This window comes from Klebsiella sp. CN_Kp106 (assembly GCF_040064575.1).
Classification (GTDB): Bacteria; Pseudomonadota; Gammaproteobacteria; order Enterobacterales; family Enterobacteriaceae; genus Klebsiella; species Klebsiella michiganensis.
Window position 1 is genome coordinate 92,502 of record NZ_JBEAIG010000051.1, and the last position, 20,875, is coordinate 113,376.

Below are 20,875 nucleotides of genomic sequence, written 5' to 3' on the forward strand. Positions count from 1 at the left end.
CGCAGCGCGAGCCGGGCTAAATCTTCCCGATTGCCCCCTGTTGTCACCCTTCACGCCGCGAAACGTAATCCCGCCGCTTTTCGCCGGTATAAATCTGCCGGGGACGATAAATATTCAGCGGCGCTTCGTGCATTTCGTTCCAGTGCGCCACCCAGCCAAGCGTTCTGCCTACGGCGGTAATCGCCACAAACATCGATGAAGGCAGCCCCATCGCTTTAAGGATCACCGCGGTGTAGAAATCCACGCTCGGCGACAGGCCATTTTCAACAAAGTAGGGGTCGGTCAGCGCTACCTCTTCAAGGGCCATCGCCACCTGTAGCGGCATATCGGACATCCCCAGTTCCTTCAGCACCCGGTGACAGGTTTCGCGCAAAATAGCGGCGCGCGGATCAAGATGACGGTAGCGAGAGTTACCGAATCCCAGACGACGAAACGCCTGCGGATCGCGTTTCGCTTTGCTCAGGAACGCCGGAATTTGGTCGACGGTGTTGATCTCCTCCAGCATCCGCATACTGGCTTCGTTCGCCCCGCCGTGGGCCGGTCCCCATAAAGAAGCGAGCCCGGCGGCAATGCAGGCAAAAAGATTCGCCCCGGAGGAGCCCGCCGCCCGGACGGTGGTCGTCGATGCGCACTGGCCGTGGTCGGCGTGCAGCACCAGGATCTGGTTCATCGCCTGCTCAATCACCGGATTCAGCTGATACGGCTCCGCGGGGATAGCAAACAGCATATGCAGGAAATTCCCCGCGTAGGAAAGATCGTTGCGCGGATACTGCGCCGGTTGCTCAATAGAAAACTTATAGCTCATCGCCGCCAGCGTCGGCATTTTCGACAGCAGGCGGGTGGCGGCCAGCGCGCGGTGCTCGGGATTTTCAACGTCCAGCACATCGTGATAGAACGCCGCCAGCGTGCCCACCAGAGCGCACATTAAGGCCATCGGATGCGAGTCGCGCCGAAAGCTGCTGCACATGCGGCCAATCTGCTCGTGTACCAGGCTATGGCGGGTAATCGTGTTTTTGAACGCCTGATAGCTGGCTTCATCAGGCGCATCGCCCCGCAGCAGAATCCAGGCTACCTCAAGGAAGTCGCACTGGCGAGCCAGCTGATCGACCGGATAGCCGCGGTGCAGCAAAACGCTGTTTTCGGTATCAATCCAGGAAATGGCCGACGTACAGCCAGCGGTGTTAGCAAAACCGGGGTCGAAACTGCATATACCTGCGGACGCCAGCGGACGAATATCCATGCCGGGATAGCCCTGCGTCCCTGAGACCGTACTCAACGGAATGGACTGTTGTTCATCCAAAGACAGCGTTAGCGATTTCGTCGTCATCCTGTCAGGTCTCCTTGCACAACGAGTGAATGATTTACCTGGTCATTTCTCCAGGCGGAATAACCAACATAACCACAGTCGTCCGCGGATTCTTTGATGTAAATAACCAAAACATTGATAAAGGACCGCTATTACGGGTGGGGAAGAAACAGAAAATCGCCCTTTCAACCGCATAAAATACGCTTACCCCGAAATTACCCTCATCTAAATTCTACTATCACCCCTTAGAATACTGATTTTATTTCATCGCAGGTCAATATATAACCATTTTATTTTTTTACCCGCATAAATCCGCTACTCGCACGCGGTGCCATGGACTGCCGGTGTCAGTTTTTTATCACACGCTCGTCGGCGGTCTTTTATGAGGGTCTGTGCGACCGGTCATCCCATCAGCCGCGGTGGATTCATCGCCAAATGCGCCTCACTCGCCGCAGATATTGTCCGTTATCGTTATTTCAGCGTAAATTAAACTTGAATATAACCCGCTGCTTTTATATGCGCTGATTAAATAATCTAATGCCAATTTTATATAGCTGTCGCGTCAATTTATGGCATAACATCATAAACTCGTATGCTGCGCCTGAACTTTCAGGTTGCTTATTATGCACCTCCCCCCTACGTTAACGTTGATTGAGAATCTTCTTACAGCAGGTCTGGCCAGTTACCCGGCGTGCAGATAACGCTGGAATAATATCTTCGGCACCAGCAGAATGCTGCGTTGCCCGGCCCTGGACGTTTATTTCCCGAATGCGGAGGGGTACCTGTGCCTGCGGCAGCGTTCCTCTGCGTTTATACCGTCTGATTGATTAATCCATGCCACAAGGGGGCGTGATTGAATCGTTTGTGCGCTTTTTATGATCTTATTCGCAGGAGCCGCAGCGCGCATTTCTGGGCATGGTGCGGCGTCATTATCGCTCTGCAGATAGGGGCGCCAGCCCGCGCGGAGGTCCGCCAGCTGGGTATTGATATTCCGGTCTACTGGTACGCCGACGCCAGCGACACGCTGACCCTCAACGCCTTTCTTTCACTCCCTGAAGAGGTGCTAAAAACGGCGCCGCTTATCCCGTCGTTCGGCTACTCGACAAAGGCCTACTGGCTACGTACTTCGCTCCCGGCGGCCTTATTTGCTGGCGAACAGCGCTGGCTGCAGCTCGGTCCGTCGTTTGTCGATCGTTTGACCGTGTTTTATCGCCCCTACGGCAGCGATAGTCCATGGCGACAGAAAGAGTTTGGCGACCATGCGTCTGCCCGGGATAACGATCTCGACTACCGTGAAAGCGTACTGATTTTGCCGCCCCCGCCGACGGCGGCTGGCTACGAGATGGTATTCCGTCTCCAGAGCAGCAGCACCCTGATTCTGCTGGCGACGCTCTCCTCGCCGCAGGAGTTCGTGCGTTCGGCCACGCTTGATACCGCTTTCTGGAGCTTCTATTTTGGCCTGGCGGTAATTGCCAGCGGCATCGCCCTGTGGCTTGCCATCGCGCTGCGTCGGCGCCTGCTGTGGGGGATCTGCCTGTTCTCGCTAAACTATCCGCTCGTCGCGGCCCTGCATGGCTACCCGGAGTGGTTATTTGGCAGCGCCCTGCTGCCGGTTCAGGATTATATGATCAGCTGCCTGTCGCTGGTGAGCTACGCCACCGCGCTGTGGCTGCATAGCGAAGTTTTCGATCTCAAGAAAAATATGCCGCGGCTGCATCAACTGCTGCTGGCGGCGATCGGTTTAAACATCGTTCTGCAAATCAGTATTCCGCTGGGCTTTTACGGCCTGGCGATGCAGATAGAGGCCGGGATATTTTTTATCGCCGCCCCTATTCTGTTGATCACGTCATGGATGCTGTGGCGGCGCAAAGCGATTGATATCAATACGCTGCTACTGGGGCTGCTGCCGCCGATATACGTCGTCTCCGCCGGGCTGGCGCTGCTCTCTATCCACGGCGTCATTCCGTTTCATAATGGGGTCTATTCCACCTGGCAGTACGCGCTGATTATTCATATCGTCACCGTCCTGATCATCGCCGTACTGCGGGTGCGGGCGGAAAACCGGACTCTGGTGCGCAAGCAGCAGCTGGCGCGAGAGCTACAGATTGAACGCGAGGCCAGCTTCCACCAGCGCCAGTTTATGGGAATGGTGGCGCATGAGTTCAGAACGCCGCTGGCGATCCTCCAGGCCGCGCTGGAAAACCTGCGCCTGTGCCCCGCAACGGTGACGCAGAGCTCGCGCCTCGACCGCATGCAGCGGGCGACAACCCGTCTGGTACAGCTTACCGATAATTGCCTGGCCGACGCCCGGCTCTCCTCGAGGGACCTGCACGCCGACAGGCAGGATGCAGCGCTGCTGCCGGTGATCTATATGGCCGCGACGGTCGTGGATCTTTCGCTTAACCATTATCTGGATGTCACCCTTGAGGGGCAAACTGTGGGTCCGGACTCCCCTTCACCGGTGCTGTTTATTGATAGCGGGCTACTGTGTATCGCCATCGCCAACCTGCTCGACAACTCGGTGAAATATGCCGCCTCCGGGGAGATAAGCATCGAGATTTATCCGCAGGAAAAACACGTGGAATTACGCATTGGCGATCGCGGTCCCGGCATTCCGCCTGAACAGGTCGAGCATATTTTCGAGCGCTATCGGCGCGGCGAAACGGATACCGCAACGCCGGCCGGGACCGGGCTTGGCCTGTATGTCGCCCGACAAATCATCCAGGCTCACGGCGGGGACCTGTGGCTGGCAGAGAACACGTCGGCCGGATGCAAATTTGCGCTCACGCTCCCGGCTAACGGACAGCAGAAGGACACATCATGACATTACGCGTCGCAATCATCGAAGATAGCGCTGATTTACTCGACGAGCTGCTGGCTTTTCTGCGCCATCGCGGCTTCGATGCCTGGGGCGTGCGCAGCGCCGAAGCCTTCTGGCGGCAGCTGCATCGCGATCCGGTTGATATTGTGCTTATCGATATTGGCTTGCCGGGTGAGGACGGCTTTAGCGTGCTGGACTATTTGCACGAAATTGGCCAGTTCGGCCTGGTGGTGGTGACCGCCAGAGGGCATGAGCAGGATCGGCTCCAGGCCTTAAACGCCGGCGCCGATCTCTACCTCATCAAGCCGGTCAACTTTTCCGACCTCGCGGAGAGTATTCAGGCGCTTGGCTCCCGGCTTCGCCAGCAAAAACCGACGGAACGCGTCAACCCGCCGCCATCAGCAGAGCGGCCAGCGCCGTCTCACTGGGTGCTCCAGAACGAGCACCTTGTGGCGCCGTCTGGGCTGGCCCTGCCGCTCACGCAGCAAGAGTACCGGCTGCTGGAAGTGTTAATGCGTAACCGCAATGAGGTCTGCAGCAAGGTTGACCTGCACACCTCTCTGTTTACCGATGAAGGCGAACCGGAACTGCACCGAATCGACGTCGTGATCAGCCGCCTGCGCCACAAGGCCCGCCTTCACGGTATCACCCTGCCGATTCGCGCGATTTTTGGCAAAGGGCTAGCGTTTCTCTCCTGACCTTTCCCCGGCCGGCAGCAGCAGCGCTGCCGGTCAGTATTCCGCCATCCGCGCGGCGTCATTGCGAAGTTGTTTTCAGTTTTGCTCCTCTTGTTAATTTTTTTCAGTTTTTGAGAGGAATGAGAGAAATGAGACTGACAGCACATTAAGAATTTTCTTACATTGACATGGTGTCGTGAGCACACCGGCCCAAAGCGTCCCTGAGCGAACCGACTATTGCTGATCCAGCGATAGCTGAATTCAGGACGCTTGCCGCGCGCTTTTCGGCCGCGTATCGCGAACACGGTTTAAAGAAGAGTATAAAAATATTCCCGTGCCGGCGAGGTACATTTTTAACACCTAAAATTAAGTTAAAGGATATCTATCATGGCCATGCAAACATGGTTAGCCTTATTGCTGTGCATATTTTGCCTTTGCGTGTCTGTTTACAGCCTTGTTTCCTATATCAGAGACAGGAGAAAACAAAAATTTCCGTTTTCAGCTAAGAATTCTTCGCGCAGAAAATAACTAAAGCCCCGCGAATAATAACCAAATCTGTCCAGCAGCAGCCACCGCATACGCCCGGAGGATTGATCACAACATGGCGTTATGTTGATTTATCAGGGAAATAACGCCATGAAAAAAATAAACATCGCTATCAACACCAGGAATACTTTTCTCCGAGAATCGTTGGTTGCCATAGTCAATGAGCTCATCAGCCGCAGCGGTAATCTTAAAGCCGCTTTTTCTTATAAGCATAATGATTTTTTAGATAAGGATATCATCATCGCTGAAGTTCTTCCCGGCGAGATCTACCTGTGCAATACCAGTATAAAGAATCGTAAAAAAAACAGTTCGGTGATTATATTGCACAGCTATGACAAACTTCCGGAAAAGGAGCTGATCGTCAACTGCCTTAAGGGCGTTATCTTTGTCTCAATCAAAGCCGTTAATATCGATAAGATGTTTGAAATTATTGCCCACGAGCTGAAAAGAAGTGAACTGCTTCCTCTGACGCAGAGGATCGACTCGCCGCTAATTTGCACAAACTGCCCGCATAAGATGTTGTCCAAATCGCAGGTAGCCGTCGCCACCGGCATTATTCATGGCTTTGATATCGGTAAAATTTCTGCTCTCAACAAAGTCACCCCCAAAACCATCACCTGGCACAAAAGCAAAATTATGGAAAAATACAGCCTTAATAACAATTATGACTTTTTCCAGTTTATTAACTTATTAAAAGAGCGCTGGTAAACGCGCGCACGCGCCATCGACGCTCGCATTATGTACCGTAAAATTAAGAATTTGCTGGCTTGCGAAGAACGAGATTCCGAAAAAGATCGGTAAAATGAAAAACATCTACTCAGGCGTTACGGGCAGCGGGTAACATGACCCGGTTCCCTGGTATGAAAATACCGGAGCGTATTTTTATACAATAAAAAATGCCTCTACCAGGGAATCTGTTACTTCGTCACATTGCCCCTGGCGTGCCTGTCAGGGGCCTCTTTTTCTGCGCAAAAAGCGACCCCGTCAGAGAGGCCGCCCGACGATCAGGCTTGCGCCTGCTGAGGCGCGACTTCGGCCTCAGGTACCTCATTCTGCGACAGACCTTCATTTTTTGACAGCATCGCCGTCGCAATCCCGTTACCCAGCACGTTAATCGCTGAACGCCCCATATCGAGGAAATGGTCAATCCCCATCAGCAGCAAAATACCCGCCACCGGAATATTGAAGCTCGGGATGGTCGCCGCCAGCACCACCAGCGCCGAACGCGGTACCCCGGCAATCCCTTTCGAAGCCAGCATCAGCGTCAGCATCATTACGGTAATCTCGCTAAAGCTCAGCTGAATATTGTAAGCCTGGGCGATAAACATGGCGGCAAAAGAGCAGTACACCATTGAACCGACCAGATTAAAGGAGTAGCCAATTGGCAGCACAAACGACGCGATATTACGCGAGCAGCCAAATTCCACCAGACGCTCCAGGGTCTTCGGATAGGCCGCCTCGGAGCTGCTGGTCGTGAACGCCACCAGCACCGGATCTTTGAGCATGTTCAGCAGGCGAAAAACCTCTTTTTTGAGCACCATATACCCCACCGCCAGCAGCACCGCGCTGGTCAGCAGAATCGCGACATAGTATCCGCCGATAAACGAGGCGTAATTAAGCAGGATCCCCAGCCCCTGCGAGGCGATAACCGAAGAGATCGCGGCGAAAATCGCCAGCGGCGCGACGTACATCACGTACCCGGTCACCTTCAGCATAATATGGGAAACCACGTTCAGCGCCGCCACCAGCGGGGCGTTGAATTTCTCCCCCAGCGATGCCCCGGCAATACCGAAGAACATCGAGAACACCACGATTTGCAGAATCTCGTTGTTGGACATCGCCTCGGTAATGCTGGTGGGGATGGTATGGGTCAGAAAGCCTTTCAGGCTCATCCCGCTCACCGCCAGCCCGGTATCCACGGACTCTTTCGGGATCGCCAGGTTCAAACCGGCGCCGGGATGCTCGAGGGTAACAATCACCAGCCCGACCAGAATGGAGAGAATGGACGAGGTAATAAACCATACCATGGCTTTACCGCCGACCCGCCCAATGGTCGCCGTTTCGCCCAGCCGCATAATGCCCACCGTCAGGGTACTGAACACCAACGGCGCAATGACCATCTTAATCAGGCGCAGAAACACGTCGGTAAGTAGCGTAATGTTTTCCGACCATGCGGTAATGGTCGTTTGCCCGGCGTAAGCGTGGATGGCCGCGCCGGAGAGGATCCCCAACAGCATGAAGATGACGATGAACAGCGTGAGTTTGTTTGCACTTGCCACAAAAATTAACCCCTGTTTTATTTAACGTGTTGTTTTTTAATGTATATATGTTTTATTTATTGGAATACATTAAACATTCACCACATAAATTGAATAAAAGCAGGCGGGGTTACAACTCTTTTTTAGTTTTTATAGTAAAAGTTAATGTGCTCGTTGATGTGCATCAAACCGTGTCGCGCCGCCGGTAAGATGAAAAAGGCGCCGGCGTCAGAGGACAACCGGCGCAAAGAGGCATTAGTGTTTTACGGTATCCTCCAGGAAGAAACGTCCCAGCGGATTCTGATAAAAACCGTCGATATTTTTGCGGCTGACGTTGCGGTACGGGCTGTAATACAGATCGACCCAGTTCACGTCGGCCTTGGCCATTTTTTGCAGGTCGATATACATCTGCTCGCGCTTTTTACTGTCCATTTCAACGCGCGCGGCGGCCACCAGCGCTTTAACCTGGTCGTTATGATAGCGGGTCATATAGTTCATATTGGCATCGTGACCCAGCACGAAGGTAGTTTTCTGATCGGGGTCGAGAATATCGTTGGTCCAGTACATCACCGATATATCGTACTCCCCGGCCACCAGCATATCCCAGCTCTGGCTCGGGTCGACTTTTTGCAAATTCACCGTCACCCCGGCTTTTGCCAGCTGCTGTTGTAGCAAAATGGCAATTTGCTCATCGACTTCATCCCCGGCATTGACCACATAGTTCAGCTTCAGGTCGGCAGCGCCCGCCGCTTTCAGCATCGCTTTGGCCTTTTGCGGATCGTATGGCCGGCGAAGATTATCCTGATAGTGGTAAAGCGCTCCGGCGGGAATATAGGAATTGGCCACCTGACCGTAGCCAAAGGTCACGGTTTTCACAATCGCGTCTTTATCAATCGCGAAGTCCAGCGCCTGACGGACTTCCACCTTGCCCAGCGCGCCGTGAGAATGATTGATCAGCAGATGGTCCTCGCGAGTAGAAGGATCCAGCTCCACCTTCAGATTGGCATCCTTTTGTAACGATGCAATGCGCGAGAAAGGCACGGTCAGCGCGGCGTCAAGTTCACCGGCCTGCACTTTCAGCATGCGGGTATTGTCGTCCGGAATGGTTAACCACTCCACGCCATCCAGGCTGACGTTTTTCGCCTGCCAGAAGTTCGGGTTCTTCACCAGCACGATCTTTTCTCCGCGCAGCCACTCTTTCACGCTAAACGCGCCGGAGCCCACGGGCTTTTCGGCAAACGCCTCTTCGCCTTCCGCCTTCATCGCCTGCTGGGAAATCACCGAAGCGTTCGGCAGCGCCAGCTGCGATAAGAACGGCGCTGAAGGCGATTTCAGCGTCACCACCAGCGTGCGCGGGTCCGTGGCTTCCGCTTTGGCAATAATGCTATAGGAATCCCGCCACAGCGAGCCTTCATCATCGCGGATACGGATCAGGCTAAACGCCGCATCGCTGGCGGTCAGCGGCGTACCGTCCGAGAACCGGGTTTCGCGAATTTTGAAGGTATAGACTTTGCCATCCGGGGAAATCGTCCAGCTCTCGGCCACGCCCGGCTCCAGCTTCGTCCCGCTTTTATCCACCCGCACCAGCGGGTCAAAGACGTTGGAAAAGACCCAGTTATCCGCATTTTGCGCCGATTTTATCGGGTCAAACGTGGTGCTGTCCTCCCGGCGGCCAATGGTCAATACGCCGGCCGCCTGAGCTATTTCACTCACCACGCTGAGCGCCAGAAAAACGCTCGCCGCCAGTAACTTAATCTGCCTGTGCTTCATCAAAAGATCCCCCAGTTAACGGAAAAACGGTCTCATCGCCCGCGAGGTTGAGCACGCAGGCATAAGCGCGATCGGCAATCTGCCGGGTTGGTGGTGGTGCGCCGGTGCGGCACTGCACCTGCGCATAAGGGCAGCGCGGATGAAATGCACAGCCTTGTGGAACGGCTACGGGACTGGGCGGCTCGCCCCCCAGCAAATTTTTCGGCAGCGGTTTATCCGGGTCGATTTCCGGGATCGCCGAGACCAGCGCGGCGGTATAGGGATGCAGCGGTCGAGTGAAGACCGCTTCTGCCGGCCCCTCTTCCACAATTCTCCCGAGATACATCACCGCAACGCGATCGCAGAGCCGCCGCACAATCGCCAGATCGTGGGCGATAAACAGAATCGCCAGCCCCATCTTTTCCCGCAGATCCATCAGCAGATTGACGATCTGTCCCTGAATAGAGACGTCCAGCGCCGCGACGCACTCATCGGCCACGATCAGCCGCGGCTCCATGGCCAGCGCTCTGGCAATACCGACGCGCTGGCACTGGCCGCCGCTTAGCTGAGACGGTTTCGCGCTGGCCTGCTGCGGACGCAGGCCGACCAGGGTGAGCAGTTCCGCAACCCGCAGCGCTTCCTGCCCGCGCGGGACTTTCTGATGCACGCGCAGCACCTCGGAGATGCTTTCTCCTACGGTCTGCCGGGGATTCAACGAGGCATAGGGATCCTGGAAAATCATCGCGCTTTGCTGGCGCAGACGGGCAATATCGCTGGTTAAGCCATGGGTAATGCGCTGTCCGGCGAACCGCACCTCGCCATCGGCAACCCGTTCAAGCTGTAACAGCGCTCGGCCAAGCGTGCTCTTACCGCTGCCGGATTCGCCGACAAGGCCCAGCGTCTCGCCAGGAAAGATCTGCATCGTGACCCGGTTTACCGCGTGTACGACCCGCTTCGGCCGCCAAAAGCCGCCGGAAACCGGGAAGGTGACGCAAAGATTATCGGCCTCAAGCAGCGGCCAGCGAGCGTTAACCATTATCCCTCCTGCCGTGCTGGCAAAATGTGATGGCAGGCCACCGCGTGGCTATGGCAATCCTGCCCGTAACGCAGCAATGGCTGGCTCTGACACGCCTCATCGGCGCGGCGGCAGCGCGGGTGAAAGCGACACCCTGATGGGAAGTGGTCGGCGCTGGGCGGCTGGCCGTCGATGATCGTCAACCTCCCCTGCCCGCCTTCGCTGGCCGGCTGACAATCAATGAGCCCGCGGGTATAGGGATGCAGGGGCCCGCCAAGCACTTCGCGTTTGCCGCCCACTTCACACAGCCTGCCGCCGTACATCACCGCAATCCGGTCGCAGGTTTGCGCCACCACCCCGAGATCGTGGGTGATCATAATGACCGCCAGCCCCAGCTCGGCGCGCAGATCGCTGAGCAGGCGCAGAATCTGCATCTGCACGGTGACATCCAGCGCGGTGGTCGGTTCGTCGGCAATCAGCAGCCGCGGTTCCGGCGCGAGGGCAACGGCGATCATCGCCCGCTGGCGCATGCCGCCGGAAAATTCGTGCGGATAGCTATTGAGCCGATTCTGCGGGTCCGGGATACCGACCTGGCGCAGCAAGGCCAGCGCATCCTCCCGCGCCTGACGGCGGTTTGCCGCAAAGTGAAGGCGGCGACTTTCTGCAATCTGTTCTCCAATGGTCATCACCGGATTGAGATGGCTGGTCGGGTTCTGGAAAATCATACCGATTTCCCGGCCGCGCACCGCCGACATTTGCCCTTCGCTGAGGGACAAGATATCCCGGCCGTCCAGCAGAACCTCACCGCCGGTAATCCGCAGTCCGGCCCCCGGCAGCAGGCGCATCAGCGCCCGGCAGGTCACGGTTTTTCCCGACCCGCTTTCGCCAACCAGCCCAAGCATCTCCCCGGCTTCAAGCGTTAACGAGACGTTATCCACCAGCGCGACATCCTCGCCGCGCATGACCGTCAGCTGATTTACCTTCAGCAAGCTCATACGCGTTCCCCTAGCTTATCGCCCAGCCCATCGGCCAGCAGGCTGAAGCCCATCGCCAGCAGCACGATGGCAAGCCCCGGAAAGGTGGTTATCCACCATGCGGTAGTGATAAAGCTCTGCCCTTCGGCCACCATAATCCCCCATTCGGCGGTAGGAGGCTGCACGCCGAGCCCGAGATAGCTCACCGAGGCCCCGTTCAGCAGCACCAGAACGCAGTCGGACATCGAAAAAATGATGGCTCCGGTTAGCGCATTGGGCAGCAGATGGCGGAACAAAATCCGCAGATGGCCGTAGCCCAGACTGCGGGCCGCCAGAATAAAATCGCGCTGTTTCAGCGTCAGTACCTGAGCGCGTACCAGCCGGGCGTAGGAGACCCAGCCCACCATCGCCATCGCCATATAAAAGCTGCTCAGCCCCGGCCCGAGGATGGCGATAATCGCCAGCATCAGCACCAGAAACGGAAAGGCCAGCACGATATCAATAACCCGCATCACCAGCGCATCGGCCACGCCGCCGATATAGCCCGCCAGCGCCCCCAGGGTGGTGCCGAGCATAAAGGGGAACAGGACCCCCAGCAGGCAGATTTGCAGATCGACCCGCGCCCCCCACAGCACGCGGGAAAAAACGTCGCGGCCAAAGTTGTCGGTACCGAAGAGATGCGCGCCGCCCGGCGGCAGCAGGCTGGAAGAGGCGTCCTGGGCAATCGGATCGAACGGCGCTATCCACGGCGCCAGACAGGCGACCAGTAGCCATAGTCCGACTATCGCCAGCCCGGCGAAGAGCGCCTGCTGACGCGGGATCGCCCGCTGACGCAGGCGGGAAAAGGTCGCTATCGCCTTCATAGTTTTATCCTTGGGTCGAGGGCCACGGTCAGGATATCCGCCAGCAGGCTGACCGCCACGGTGGCAAGGGCAAAGACCATCACCACGCCCTGCACCACCATGTAGTCGCGGCTAAAAATCGCCTTAACCAGCAGCTGTCCGAGGCCGGGGATGGCAAACACGCTTTCAATCACCACCGTACTGCCTATAAGCCAGCCAATATTCACCGCCAGCAGATTGATGGTCGGCACCAGCGAGTTCGGCAGCACGTGCCGCCAGAAGATACGTCTTTCCTGCTGCCCGCGCGCCCGGGCCGCCACCACATAGTCGCTATTCATCTCCATCAGCAGGCTGGCGCGCAGGTTGCGAATCAATACCGCCGACAGCGCCAGCGCCACGGTCAGGCACGGCAGAACCATATGGTGCAGCTGGTCTAAAAAATCGCTGCCGTAGCCGGAGACCGGAAACCAGCCAAGCACGATACTGAACAGCAGAATCAGCATGATGCCGAGCCAGAATGCCGGGAATCCGAGCCCGGCGGTCGTAAACAGACGAATCAACCGATCGGCGAGACGCCCGCGCTGGCGTGCGGCTATCGCCGCCAGCGGCACCGTCAACGCTACCGCCAGCAGAACGCTGCCGAGCACCAGCCACAGCGTCGGTTCCAGCCGCGAGGCAATCAGCTTCAGGGTATCCACCCGGTATACAATCGACTTCCCCAGCTCGCCCTGCAGCAGGTTGCGCAGAAAATAGCCGTACTGAACCCACAGCGGTTCATCAAGGGCAAACTGCGCGCGAATGCGGGCCAGCGCCGCCGGCGTGCTGCGCACCCCCAGCAGAATACGCGCCGGATCGCCGGGGATCGCGCGCACCATCATGAAGGTGATCAGGCTGATACCCAGCAGAACCGGCAGCAGCTGTAGCGGGCGAAAAAGCAGAAAGCGGTAACGATGCATTAACAGCCTCCCGCGTCGCGCTGGCGCGCCAGAAAATCGAGCAGCACCGGGTAGTAAGCCTGCGGCTCTTCGTAAAACGGCATATGGCTGCTGTTGGCAAAAATGGCTATTTCAGCGTTCGCCAGCCCCTGCTTCATTTTCAGGGCGCAGGCGGGCGTCAGTTCATCGTGCTGGCCGCTGGTGATCAAACAGGGCACACGGATTGACGCCAGCTCAGCGCTGCGGTTCCAGTTTTTTAAATTACCGGTATAGAGGAATTCGTTCGGCCCCTGCATGGTGATATACGGGCCCATATTCCAGTCCCCAAGCGAGCGGATAACCGGCTCTGGCCAGACGTCAAGGCGGCACACGTGACGGTAATTCAGCAGCGTAATCGCCGCCTGATAGGCCGGATGGTCTAGCCAGCCGAGCGCTTCGTAGCGCTGCATCATCGCGACGGTTTCTGGCCCCAGCGCCCCGCGCAGACGGTTCAGCTCCTGCACCAGATGCGGCATATCGGCGACGGTGTTTTCCAGAATCAGCGAGCGAATTGCGCCAGGATGGTGCAATGCCACTTCAATCGCCAGCCATCCGCCCCACGAGTGACCAAGCAGATGCACCTGACCAAGGCCCAAAGTCCGGCGGACGGTCTCCACTTCACGCACATAGCGCGCCATCGTCCACAGGCTGGCGTCATCCGGCCGGTCGGACTTTCCGGTCCCCAACTGGTCAAAGGCGATCACCCGATAGCCGTGCTGTTTCAGACAAGCGTGGGCTTCACGCAGATAGTCGCAGGGCAGCCCCGGTCCGCCGTTGAGGCAGAGAATGGTCTCATCGCCGTCGCCAAACTGATAGGCCACGACGTTATAGCCTTCCACCGCAATGTTATGGCACCGGTCGGGCGCTATTTCGCTCCACATGGTCTATTCCTCATCGTCGATGGTAAGAGGGTTGGGGTCTGTCTTAACGCTAACGGCAACCCCGGACGCTGAACAGTTAGCAAAAATACTAGTTTTGCGCCGCGCCGAAACGGCACCGGAATTGCATATCTTTGGGCCAGCTACTGACGGATTTGCACAAATCGTGCCCGTCGCAGGTCTCGTTTTAGGTGAAGGGGGTTATATGCGACTGGAGTTTGACCACCCCGGCAGCGCGCGGGCGGCCAGCCTGGATGACGCATTCAGCGGGCTTTTTCAGCACACCCGGAGGTTGGGATTTGAGGCGGTGATTTACGATTACACGCCGGTTCCGCGTTCTCTGGAAGGAGAACTGATTACGCCCTCGCTGCTGAAAACGTTCAACGTGCCGGAAGATATGCGCCAGCTATGGTGCGAGCGCGGATATTACCAGGTGGATCCGGTACAGCACTGCGCGCTCGAGAGCTGCGCGCCTTTTGTCTGGTCCTATCAACGGCCGGACAGCAGCATGCTGCGCGGGAGGCTGGACAATCATCCCACCGCGGTCACCGACTATATGCGCGAACACAATATGCCCTGCGGCGCGACGGTTCCCCTGCATCTCCCCAACGGAGGGTTCGTGACCCTCACCGGCATCCATACCGGCCAGCGTCAGGAGCGGGAAATCAGCGCCACCCTGGCGCAGCTGATGCTGCTTGCCTGGCAGTTTCAGGAGTCCGCCTTCCCGCTGTTCGACAGCACTATGCTCACCTGCCGTCACGTCAAGCTGAGCAACCGCGAGCGCGAATGCCTGGCGTGGTCCGCCGAGGGGCTTACCGCCAAAGAGATCGCCCGCAAGCTGCACCGCTCGGTGGCGACGGTGACGCTGCATCTCAATACCGCGGCCAAAAAGCTGGGCGCCAGCAACCGCGTGCAGGCGGTGGTCCGCGCCCTGCACTACCGTCTGCTCGACAGCTAAGAACTAGCATTTTTGCTAGTGTTCAGCCGCGGTTGCCAGCCTTTACCCTGAAAGCCGGTCCACTTAGCAGGGTAAAGATGATTCATGTATACCATCCGCGAAGGTTACGCCCCGTTTCGGCACTATCAAACCTGGTTTCGCGTTTGCGGCGATATCGATAGCGGACTCACGCCGCTGGTCGTCGCCCACGGCGGGCCGGGGTGCACGCATGATTACGTCGATGCGTTCCGCGATATCGCCCTCAGCGGGCGAGCGGTGATCCACTACGATCAGTTAGGCAACGGGCGTTCAACCCATTTACCGCAGCAGCCCGCCGACTTCTGGCAACCGGCGCTGTTTCTTGACGAACTGGCTAACCTGCTGCTGCATCTCAATATTGCCGATAATTACGCCCTGCTCGGCCAATCTTGGGGAGGTATGCTCGGCGCGGAGCACGCCGTGACGCAGCCAAAGGGGTTAAAGGCGCTGATTATCGCCAACTCCCCGGCATCGATGGCGCTATGGCTGCAGGGTGCGGCAAAGCTGCGGGCGCAGCTGCCCGCCGACGTTCAGCAGACGTTGCTGGACCATGAGGCGGCAGGAACGCTGGACAGCGCGGAATATAAGGCGGCAAGCGCAGTATTTTATCAACGCCACGTCTGTCGGCTCGATCCCTGGCCGGCGGAAGTGCGGCGCACCTTCGATGCCATGGATGCCGACCCGACGGTTTATCACGCCATGAATGGCCCCACCGAATTCCACGTTATCGGCAGCATGAAAGCGTGGACGATTATCGACCGCCTCGCGCGCATTACGGTTCCGGTTCTGCTGATTTCCGGGCGCTACGATGAAGCCACGCCGGAAGTGGTACAACCCTTTATGGACCATATCTCCGGCGCCGAGTGGGTCATTTTCGAAGCTTCGAGCCATATGCCGCACGTCGAAGAGCGCGAGCTGTGCATGAAGACGGTAAACGACTTTTTAGGCCGAGCGATATCATAAAAGCCGCTTACAGCGCCAGTCCGCCTCCGCCGCTGAAGGGCCGCTCGCCGGCGATTTTCATCACTTCAGCCCCTAAAGTGACAAACGGCGCCCGACGGCTGGCATAAATCAGGCCGCCCGATGTCGGCCGCACCGCTTTGACCATATCGGTCAGCGGATCGATGATTTCCGCGACGACATCGTCGGCGCTGACCCACTCGCCGGGATGTTTTAGCAGCACCAGGATGCCGGTCGCCGGCGCGGTGACAATCTCCCCGGCGGCAAACGGCAGCATCACCGTTTCCTGCTGCGGAACCTCGGGCCTGGCGCCGGCCAGCACGCCGCGGTACTGCAGGTAACGGTAAATACGTTCGGCGTCGTCGCAGGCGGTGGCGTGATTCACCTCCTGCTGGCCGCGCAGCTCGACGGTCACCGCCATGCAGCCGGGCTGCTGCTGGCGCCACGACGGATTCCTCGCGCAAAGACGCTGCCACGGCAGGCCGCAGGCTTCATCAAACGAGTTGCCCCCGCTCTCCTGCGACAGCAGCACGGCGCCAATACCGAGGAAAGCCGCCAGAACTTTCGCCTCGCGTTGCCAGGCCGGGTCGGCGTAAAGGTGCAAAATCGCCTGGTCATCGCAGTGCAGATCGAGCACCAGATCGGCATCGCAGGCGAGGCTCAGCAGATGGTGGCGCAGGGCCTGCGCCTCGCTCACGGCGGGAAGCGCCGCCAGCGCCTCCCGCATCGCCGCGCGCACCCGCTGCAGATACTCGGGTCGCGTACCGGGCAAATCCGCCGGTAAACCGGCCTGCGCCAGCGCCGCCAGATCGGGAAAATCGCGGTTAAAATTGCGCCCGCTCGCCAGATCGAAACGGCCAATACCGCTGCTGAGCAGCACCTGGGCCAGCCCCGGCGGGTTGGCTACCGGCACAAGAATGATTTCGCCGCGCAGTTCGCCGCGCCGTTCCGCCTGGCTAAGTAATCTTTTAAGATAGTGCAGAACCAGCATGCCCGGGATTTCATCGGCGTGCAGCCCCGCCTGCAGATAGACCTTCTCTCCCGTGCCGGGCGCGCCGAAATGAAAATGGCTTAATTGCCGCTGCCCACCGAGTGCATGTTCAGGTAATGTATAGTGTTTAATTTTCATTGGACGTCCTGGTTGTGGAAAAGAAAGCCCGGCTTGACCGTATCGATCATAAGATCCTTGAAATTCTGCGCCGGGATGGCCGCATTTCTTATCAGAAGCTCTCGGAGCAGGTAAACCTCACCGCCCGTCCGTGCCTGGAACGGGTGCGCGGCCTCGAGCGCGACGGCATTATTCGCGGCTACAGCGCCATTGTAGAACTGCCCGATCCGGAGCACGCGTTTGTGGTACAGGCGCAAATCGCGCTGGCCGACCACGGGCGCTCGCAGCCGATGTTTGAACAGGAGATGCGCCAGACGCCCGAAGTGCTGGACTGCTGGCTGGTCAGCGGCAGCTTCGACTTTCTGGTACGCATCGGCTGCCGCAGCATGGCGCACTACTGCCAGCTGGCGGATAGCTGGCTGACCAGTAAAAAGTTTCACGTCGATAAAATCGTCACCCTGACCGAACTGCAGGCCATTAAGCGCTCCTGACTAGCCGCGCCGGATAAACGCCAGCCAGCGCCGCTCGGCGCGGGAAAAGGCGAAAATCAGCATAAAGGTGCAGAGCAGATACAGCGCCGCGGCCATCAGAAACGGAATAAACGGCGAATAGGTCATGGCGTAGAACGCGCGGGCCACGCCGGTAATATCCAGCAGGGTGACGGTGCTGGCCAGCGACGTGGCGTGCAGTAAAAAGACCATTTCATTATTCAGCGCCGGGATCCCGCGTCTGAGCGTCGCGGGCAGCACCAGACGACGAATAATCTGCCATTTCCCCATCCCGTAGGCCTCCCCGGCGACCCACTCCTGGCGCGGAAAGGTCACCATCATCCCCGCCAGCAGCTCCGCGACGTACGCGGCAGTGTTGAGGACCAGCGCCAGCGTGGCGCAGAAGGTCGCATCGCGGAACAGCAGCCAGAACGGCTGGTCGTTCATCCAGCCCGTCTGCACGATATCGAACTGCGACAGGCCGTAGTAAATCAGCATCAGCTGGAGATAGAGCGGCGTGCTGCGGAAAAAATACGTAAAACCACGGATGGGCAGCGCCAGCGCGCGCGGTCCATACACCTGCCCCACCGCCATCGCTATCGCCAGCGCCATCCCGGGAACGATGGAGAGCAAAAACAGCTCCGCCGTGACCGCCAGCCCGCTGGCGGCGCCGTTACCGTCGCTCCACAAAAAGCTCGGGATCGCATCGAGAAAGGTTTGCAGATTCATAAGGCCGTCCCCGCCGTGGAAGAGCGCAGCGCGTAACGCTTCGCCAGGCGGCTGAACAGCCAGCTGGAGAGCGCGGTAATCACCATGTAAATCAGCGAGACCAGAAAATAGAAGAGGAACGGCTTTTGCGTGGCGCGCCCGGCCTGTTCGGCCAGCCATACCATATCCTCAAGACCCAGGATCGACACCAGCGCCGATGCTTTCATCAGCCCCAGCCAGTTGTTGTTGATGCCCGGGATCGCGAAGCTCAGCATCTGCGGCAGCATCACCCGGCGGAACACCGTCCACGGCCGCATCCCGTAGGCCTGCGCGGCTTCGGTTTGCCCGCGATCGACGGTCAGAAAGGCGCCGCGAAAGGTCTCGGTGTAATAGGCGCCGAAAACAAAGCCGATCGCCAGCACGCCGGAGATAAAGGTATTGAAGCGCACCGGCCCGAGCCCCACCAGACCCAGCAGCAGGTTCACCAGCATCTCGCCGCCGAAAAACAGCAGCAGCATAATCACCAGCTCCGGGATACCGCGTACCAGCGTAGTGTAAGCGGTGGAAAACAGGCGCAGCCACGGCGGGCCAAAGAGCTTAATCAGCGAGTTAATCAGCCCCAGCAGCAGAGCGACCAGTAATGAAGAGAGCATCACGCACAGCGAAAGCGCCGCGCCGCGTAACAACAGGGGTAAATAGTCTGCGACCATATTCAGCCTTCCGCGGAGGTCGTAAAGGGGCGCAGGCCATCGCCCGCGCCCGCATCTTCACGACTTATTTGCCATAAATATCAAAGCTAAAGTATTTTTTCTGGATCGCGTCGTAGGTGCCGTCGGCGCGGATTGCCTTTATGGCGCCGTTCAGCGCATCGCGCAGCGCCGGGTTGTCTTTATTCACCGCAATCCCCACGTCGGAGGAGATGCCGCCGTCCTGGATAACCGGACCGGCAAAGGCGAATTTCTGCCCGCGCGGAGTATCAATAAAGCCGGTCGCCGCCTGGATATTATCCTGCAACGCGGCGTCGATGCGCCCGGAGAGCAGGTCGAGGTAGACGTTATCCTGGTTAGCGTAACCGACAATTTTCACGCCATGATTGGCCCAGTTGGCCTTCGCAAACGCTTCATGGGTGGAGCCGGTCTGGACGCCGACGGTTTTGCCTTTCAGGCTGGCGACGTCAGGCAGCAGCGGGCTGCCTTTGCGCGCCACCAGCTGCGCCGCGCTGCGGTAGTAGCGGTCGGTGAAATCCACTTCCTTTTTACGCTCATCGGTAATATTGAGCGAAGCGATAATGGCATCGAACTTATGCGCGTTGAGGGCGGCAATCATGCTTTCGAACGGCTGCTTCACGAAAACGCATTTGGCTTTTAGCTGGGTGCACAGCGCATTGGCGATATCAATATCAAAGCCGGTAATTTCACCGCTGGGCGCCAGCACGTCAAACGGCGGATAGCCGCCATCGACGCCAAAGCTGATGGTGTCAAACTGCTGGGCGGCCAGCGGCGCGCTGAGCGCCATGCAGGCCAGTAGTGCGGCAAGGCGTATTTTCATTTCGATCTCCCCGGTGTTGGCGCGGTGATTAAAAACGCAGTGAGAGGCAGGTCAGGCCGCCATCCATTTTCTTAAATTCGCTGGTGTCGAGCTGCACGATAGGCATTCCCAGCTTGCTGATTTCGCCCAGGGTATAGGGGTAGCCCTGCGGCGTAATTAAGGTATCGTTGATCCACAGCGTATTTCCGGCGTAGGCCTCCTCTTCCGGGATCACGATGCTGTTGAAGCCGCTAAACGCCGGATGGTTAACGTAGCCTTCCGTCAGCAGCAGCGTATTGCGGCCCACATAGTTGACGATCGATTTCAGATGCAGACCGGCGCTCACTTCAATCGCCGCGACCTGATAGCCGTGCGGCTCAACGGCGGCGGCAAACTCGCGGATCCCCTGCTCATCGGTGCGCGCCGTCAGGCCGATAAAAAACTGCTTATCCACTAACAGCACGTCGCCGCCGTCCATATGCCCGCGCTCGCTCATCCGCGCCAGCGGACGGAACCCCGCCAGCACCGGCGCAATGGTATCGACCTCGCCCTGACGGCTCGGCGCGCCCGGATGGGTGATCACCGCCAGTTCCGGCATCACCACCGCGGTATCTTCAACAAAGTGCGCATCAGGATAATCCGCCGCCGCGGGCAGTACGGTGACCTTCAGGCCAAGCTGCAGCAGGGTTTCTACATAGGCGAGAAACTGGCGGGTGGTGGTGGCGATATCCGGCGCGCCCAGCCGGGCGGTAGTTTGTCCTGCGCCGCAGGTGGCGGCCGGAAGACGGGCGATAGCTTGGGTAAAATGCATAAAGAACCCTCTGGTAGTGGTCGCATTGCTTAAGGCAAAATCGTGAGTGAATTTGATTATCAAACAGATGCCGCCGCCAATCAGGCTGAATCACTTTCCGGGGCCGCTTATTCACGCTGTATATCAGTTCAGATTCGACGTATTCCGCTGTGACCCTTAAGAAACAGCGGATGACGGGCAATAACTAACCGGATTCATCGCCCGGCTAAGCAAAATCATTAAGCGAATTTTACGCCTAACTATTCACCGTAACCGGC

At 58.0% G+C, this 20,875-nt stretch carries 20 protein-coding genes; 7 read left to right on the plus strand and 13 right to left on the minus strand.

What is annotated here, in order from left to right; translation table 11 throughout:
• Positions 1 to 43: 43 nt before the first annotated feature.
• Complete coding sequence (locus tag ABLU96_RS16900; protein WP_025107768.1) at positions 44 to 1,327, minus strand: citrate synthase; 1,284 nt, start codon at positions 1,325 to 1,327, stop codon at positions 44 to 46.
• Positions 1,328 to 2,168: 841 nt separating this feature from the next.
• Here ABLU96_RS16900 and ABLU96_RS16905 point away from each other — a divergent pair.
• The 4 genes from ABLU96_RS16905 (at position 2,169) to ABLU96_RS16920 (ending at position 6,058) form a co-directional block, all read left to right on the plus strand.
• Positions 2,169 to 4,130: a sensor histidine kinase gene (locus tag ABLU96_RS16905; protein ID WP_224244014.1), complete on the plus strand. Its 1,962-nt coding sequence runs from the start codon at positions 2,169 to 2,171 to the stop codon at positions 4,128 to 4,130.
• Positions 4,127 to 4,825: a response regulator transcription factor gene (locus ABLU96_RS16910; RefSeq protein ID WP_014230081.1), complete on the plus strand. Its 699-nt coding sequence runs from the start codon at positions 4,127 to 4,129 to the stop codon at positions 4,823 to 4,825. The genes ABLU96_RS16905 and ABLU96_RS16910 overlap by 4 nt, the downstream gene beginning before the upstream one ends.
• Positions 4,826 to 5,191: 366 nt before the next feature.
• Complete coding sequence (locus ABLU96_RS16915) at positions 5,192 to 5,332, plus strand: small membrane protein (RefSeq protein ID WP_032451537.1); 141 nt, start codon at positions 5,192 to 5,194, stop codon at positions 5,330 to 5,332.
• 108 nt (positions 5,333 to 5,440) lie between these two features.
• Entirely contained in the window at positions 5,441 to 6,058 is a 618-nt protein-coding gene (locus ABLU96_RS16920) for a transcriptional regulator (RefSeq protein WP_032751889.1), read from the plus strand.
• 296 nt (positions 6,059 to 6,354) lie between these two features.
• Here the strand turns inward: ABLU96_RS16920 and ABLU96_RS16925 are convergent, their stop codons facing one another.
• From ABLU96_RS16925 to ABLU96_RS16955, 7 genes are all read right to left on the minus strand, one after another.
• Positions 6,355 to 7,629 carry a dicarboxylate/amino acid:cation symporter gene (locus ABLU96_RS16925; protein WP_004852509.1) on the minus strand — a complete coding sequence of 425 codons (1,275 nt, stop codon included), beginning with the start codon at positions 7,627 to 7,629 and terminating at the stop codon, positions 6,355 to 6,357.
• Between the two features lie 234 nt (positions 7,630 to 7,863).
• A complete protein-coding gene (locus tag ABLU96_RS16930) occupies positions 7,864 to 9,378 on the minus strand; it encodes an ABC transporter substrate-binding protein (RefSeq protein WP_025107772.1) in 1,515 nt (504 codons plus the stop codon).
• The gene (locus tag ABLU96_RS16935) at positions 9,359 to 10,393 is read right to left on the minus strand and encodes an ABC transporter ATP-binding protein (RefSeq protein WP_233932954.1); all 1,035 of its coding nucleotides are present in this window, start codon (positions 10,391 to 10,393) and stop codon (positions 9,359 to 9,361) included. The genes ABLU96_RS16930 and ABLU96_RS16935 overlap by 20 nt, the downstream gene beginning before the upstream one ends.
• Complete coding sequence (locus ABLU96_RS16940) at positions 10,393 to 11,367, minus strand: ABC transporter ATP-binding protein (RefSeq protein ID WP_014230085.1); 975 nt, start codon at positions 11,365 to 11,367, stop codon at positions 10,393 to 10,395. The genes ABLU96_RS16935 and ABLU96_RS16940 overlap by 1 nt, the downstream gene beginning before the upstream one ends.
• Positions 11,364 to 12,209 (minus strand): ABC transporter permease, encoded by an 846-nt coding sequence (locus ABLU96_RS16945; protein WP_047723290.1) that lies wholly within the window; start codon positions 12,207 to 12,209, stop codon positions 11,364 to 11,366. Before ABLU96_RS16945 ends, ABLU96_RS16940 begins: the two co-directional genes overlap by 4 nt.
• Entirely contained in the window at positions 12,206 to 13,144 is a 939-nt protein-coding gene (locus ABLU96_RS16950; protein WP_004852520.1) for an ABC transporter permease, read from the minus strand. Before ABLU96_RS16950 ends, ABLU96_RS16945 begins: the two co-directional genes overlap by 4 nt.
• Positions 13,144 to 14,043: a proline iminopeptidase-family hydrolase gene (locus tag ABLU96_RS16955; RefSeq protein WP_014838968.1), complete on the minus strand. Its 900-nt coding sequence runs from the start codon at positions 14,041 to 14,043 to the stop codon at positions 13,144 to 13,146. Before ABLU96_RS16955 ends, ABLU96_RS16950 begins: the two co-directional genes overlap by 1 nt.
• Before the next feature lie 202 nt (positions 14,044 to 14,245).
• On the opposite strand from ABLU96_RS16955, the gene ABLU96_RS16960 reads away from it, so the two are divergent.
• On the plus strand, positions 14,246 to 14,998 hold the full coding sequence (locus ABLU96_RS16960; protein ID WP_032719850.1) for a LuxR family transcriptional regulator: 753 nt from the start codon (positions 14,246 to 14,248) through the stop codon (positions 14,996 to 14,998).
• A gap of 84 nt (positions 14,999 to 15,082) precedes the next feature.
• The gene (locus ABLU96_RS16965) at positions 15,083 to 15,979 is read left to right on the plus strand and encodes a proline iminopeptidase-family hydrolase (RefSeq protein WP_057173273.1); all 897 of its coding nucleotides are present in this window, start codon (positions 15,083 to 15,085) and stop codon (positions 15,977 to 15,979) included.
• Between the two features lie 7 nt (positions 15,980 to 15,986).
• Here ABLU96_RS16965 and ABLU96_RS16970 read toward each other — a convergent pair whose 3' ends face one another.
• Positions 15,987 to 17,105: a succinylglutamate desuccinylase/aspartoacylase family protein gene (locus ABLU96_RS16970; RefSeq protein ID WP_049082629.1), complete on the minus strand. Its 1,119-nt coding sequence runs from the start codon at positions 17,103 to 17,105 to the stop codon at positions 15,987 to 15,989.
• A gap of 14 nt (positions 17,106 to 17,119) precedes the next feature.
• On the opposite strand from ABLU96_RS16970, the gene ABLU96_RS16975 reads away from it, so the two are divergent.
• On the plus strand, positions 17,120 to 17,575 hold the full coding sequence (locus ABLU96_RS16975; protein ID WP_029505532.1) for an Lrp/AsnC family transcriptional regulator: 456 nt from the start codon (positions 17,120 to 17,122) through the stop codon (positions 17,573 to 17,575).
• Here the strand turns inward: ABLU96_RS16975 and ABLU96_RS16980 are convergent, their stop codons facing one another.
• The 4 genes from ABLU96_RS16980 to ABLU96_RS16995 form a co-directional block, all read right to left on the minus strand.
• Entirely contained in the window at positions 17,576 to 18,301 is a 726-nt protein-coding gene (locus ABLU96_RS16980; protein WP_014230092.1) for an ABC transporter permease subunit, read from the minus strand.
• Positions 18,298 to 18,990: an ABC transporter permease subunit gene (locus ABLU96_RS16985; protein ID WP_016946939.1), complete on the minus strand. Its 693-nt coding sequence runs from the start codon at positions 18,988 to 18,990 to the stop codon at positions 18,298 to 18,300. The genes ABLU96_RS16980 and ABLU96_RS16985 overlap by 4 nt, the downstream gene beginning before the upstream one ends.
• 64 nt (positions 18,991 to 19,054) lie before the next feature.
• Positions 19,055 to 19,828, minus strand: coding sequence for an ABC transporter substrate-binding protein (locus tag ABLU96_RS16990; RefSeq protein ID WP_014838973.1), 774 nt, complete (start codon positions 19,826 to 19,828; stop codon positions 19,055 to 19,057).
• Between the two features lie 28 nt (positions 19,829 to 19,856).
• Positions 19,857 to 20,618 carry an arginine deiminase family protein gene (locus ABLU96_RS16995; RefSeq protein ID WP_046877531.1) on the minus strand — a complete coding sequence of 254 codons (762 nt, stop codon included), beginning with the start codon at positions 20,616 to 20,618 and terminating at the stop codon, positions 19,857 to 19,859.
• Positions 20,619 to 20,875: the final 257 nt, after the last annotated feature.

Coding starts and splice junctions, on each gene's coding strand:
- ABLU96_RS16900 (WP_025107768.1), bottom strand. CDS start 1,327: ATGACGACGAAATCGCTAACGCTGTCTTTGGATGAACAACAGTCCATT.
- ABLU96_RS16910 (WP_014230081.1), top strand. CDS start 4,127: ATGACATTACGCGTCGCAATCATCGAAGATAGCGCTGATTTACTCGAC.
- ABLU96_RS16915 (WP_032451537.1), top strand. CDS start 5,192: ATGGCCATGCAAACATGGTTAGCCTTATTGCTGTGCATATTTTGCCTT.
- ABLU96_RS16920 (WP_032751889.1), top strand. CDS start 5,441: ATGAAAAAAATAAACATCGCTATCAACACCAGGAATACTTTTCTCCGA.
- ABLU96_RS16930 (WP_025107772.1), bottom strand. CDS start 9,378: ATGAAGCACAGGCAGATTAAGTTACTGGCGGCGAGCGTTTTTCTGGCG.
- ABLU96_RS16935 (WP_233932954.1), bottom strand. CDS start 10,393: ATGGTTAACGCTCGCTGGCCGCTGCTTGAGGCCGATAATCTTTGCGTC.
- ABLU96_RS16940 (WP_014230085.1), bottom strand. CDS start 11,367: ATGAGCTTGCTGAAGGTAAATCAGCTGACGGTCATGCGCGGCGAGGAT.
- ABLU96_RS16945 (WP_047723290.1), bottom strand. CDS start 12,209: ATGAAGGCGATAGCGACCTTTTCCCGCCTGCGTCAGCGGGCGATCCCG.
- ABLU96_RS16950 (WP_004852520.1), bottom strand. CDS start 13,144: ATGCATCGTTACCGCTTTCTGCTTTTTCGCCCGCTACAGCTGCTGCCG.
- ABLU96_RS16955 (WP_014838968.1), bottom strand. CDS start 14,043: ATGTGGAGCGAAATAGCGCCCGACCGGTGCCATAACATTGCGGTGGAA.
- ABLU96_RS16960 (WP_032719850.1), top strand. CDS start 14,246: ATGCGACTGGAGTTTGACCACCCCGGCAGCGCGCGGGCGGCCAGCCTG.
- ABLU96_RS16965 (WP_057173273.1), top strand. CDS start 15,083: ATGTATACCATCCGCGAAGGTTACGCCCCGTTTCGGCACTATCAAACC.
- ABLU96_RS16970 (WP_049082629.1), bottom strand. CDS start 17,105: ATGAAAATTAAACACTATACATTACCTGAACATGCACTCGGTGGGCAG.
- ABLU96_RS16980 (WP_014230092.1), bottom strand. CDS start 18,301: ATGAATCTGCAAACCTTTCTCGATGCGATCCCGAGCTTTTTGTGGAGC.
- ABLU96_RS16985 (WP_016946939.1), bottom strand. CDS start 18,990: ATGGTCGCAGACTATTTACCCCTGTTGTTACGCGGCGCGGCGCTTTCG.
- ABLU96_RS16990 (WP_014838973.1), bottom strand. CDS start 19,828: ATGAAAATACGCCTTGCCGCACTACTGGCCTGCATGGCGCTCAGCGCG.
- ABLU96_RS16995 (WP_046877531.1), bottom strand. CDS start 20,618: ATGCATTTTACCCAAGCTATCGCCCGTCTTCCGGCCGCCACCTGCGGC.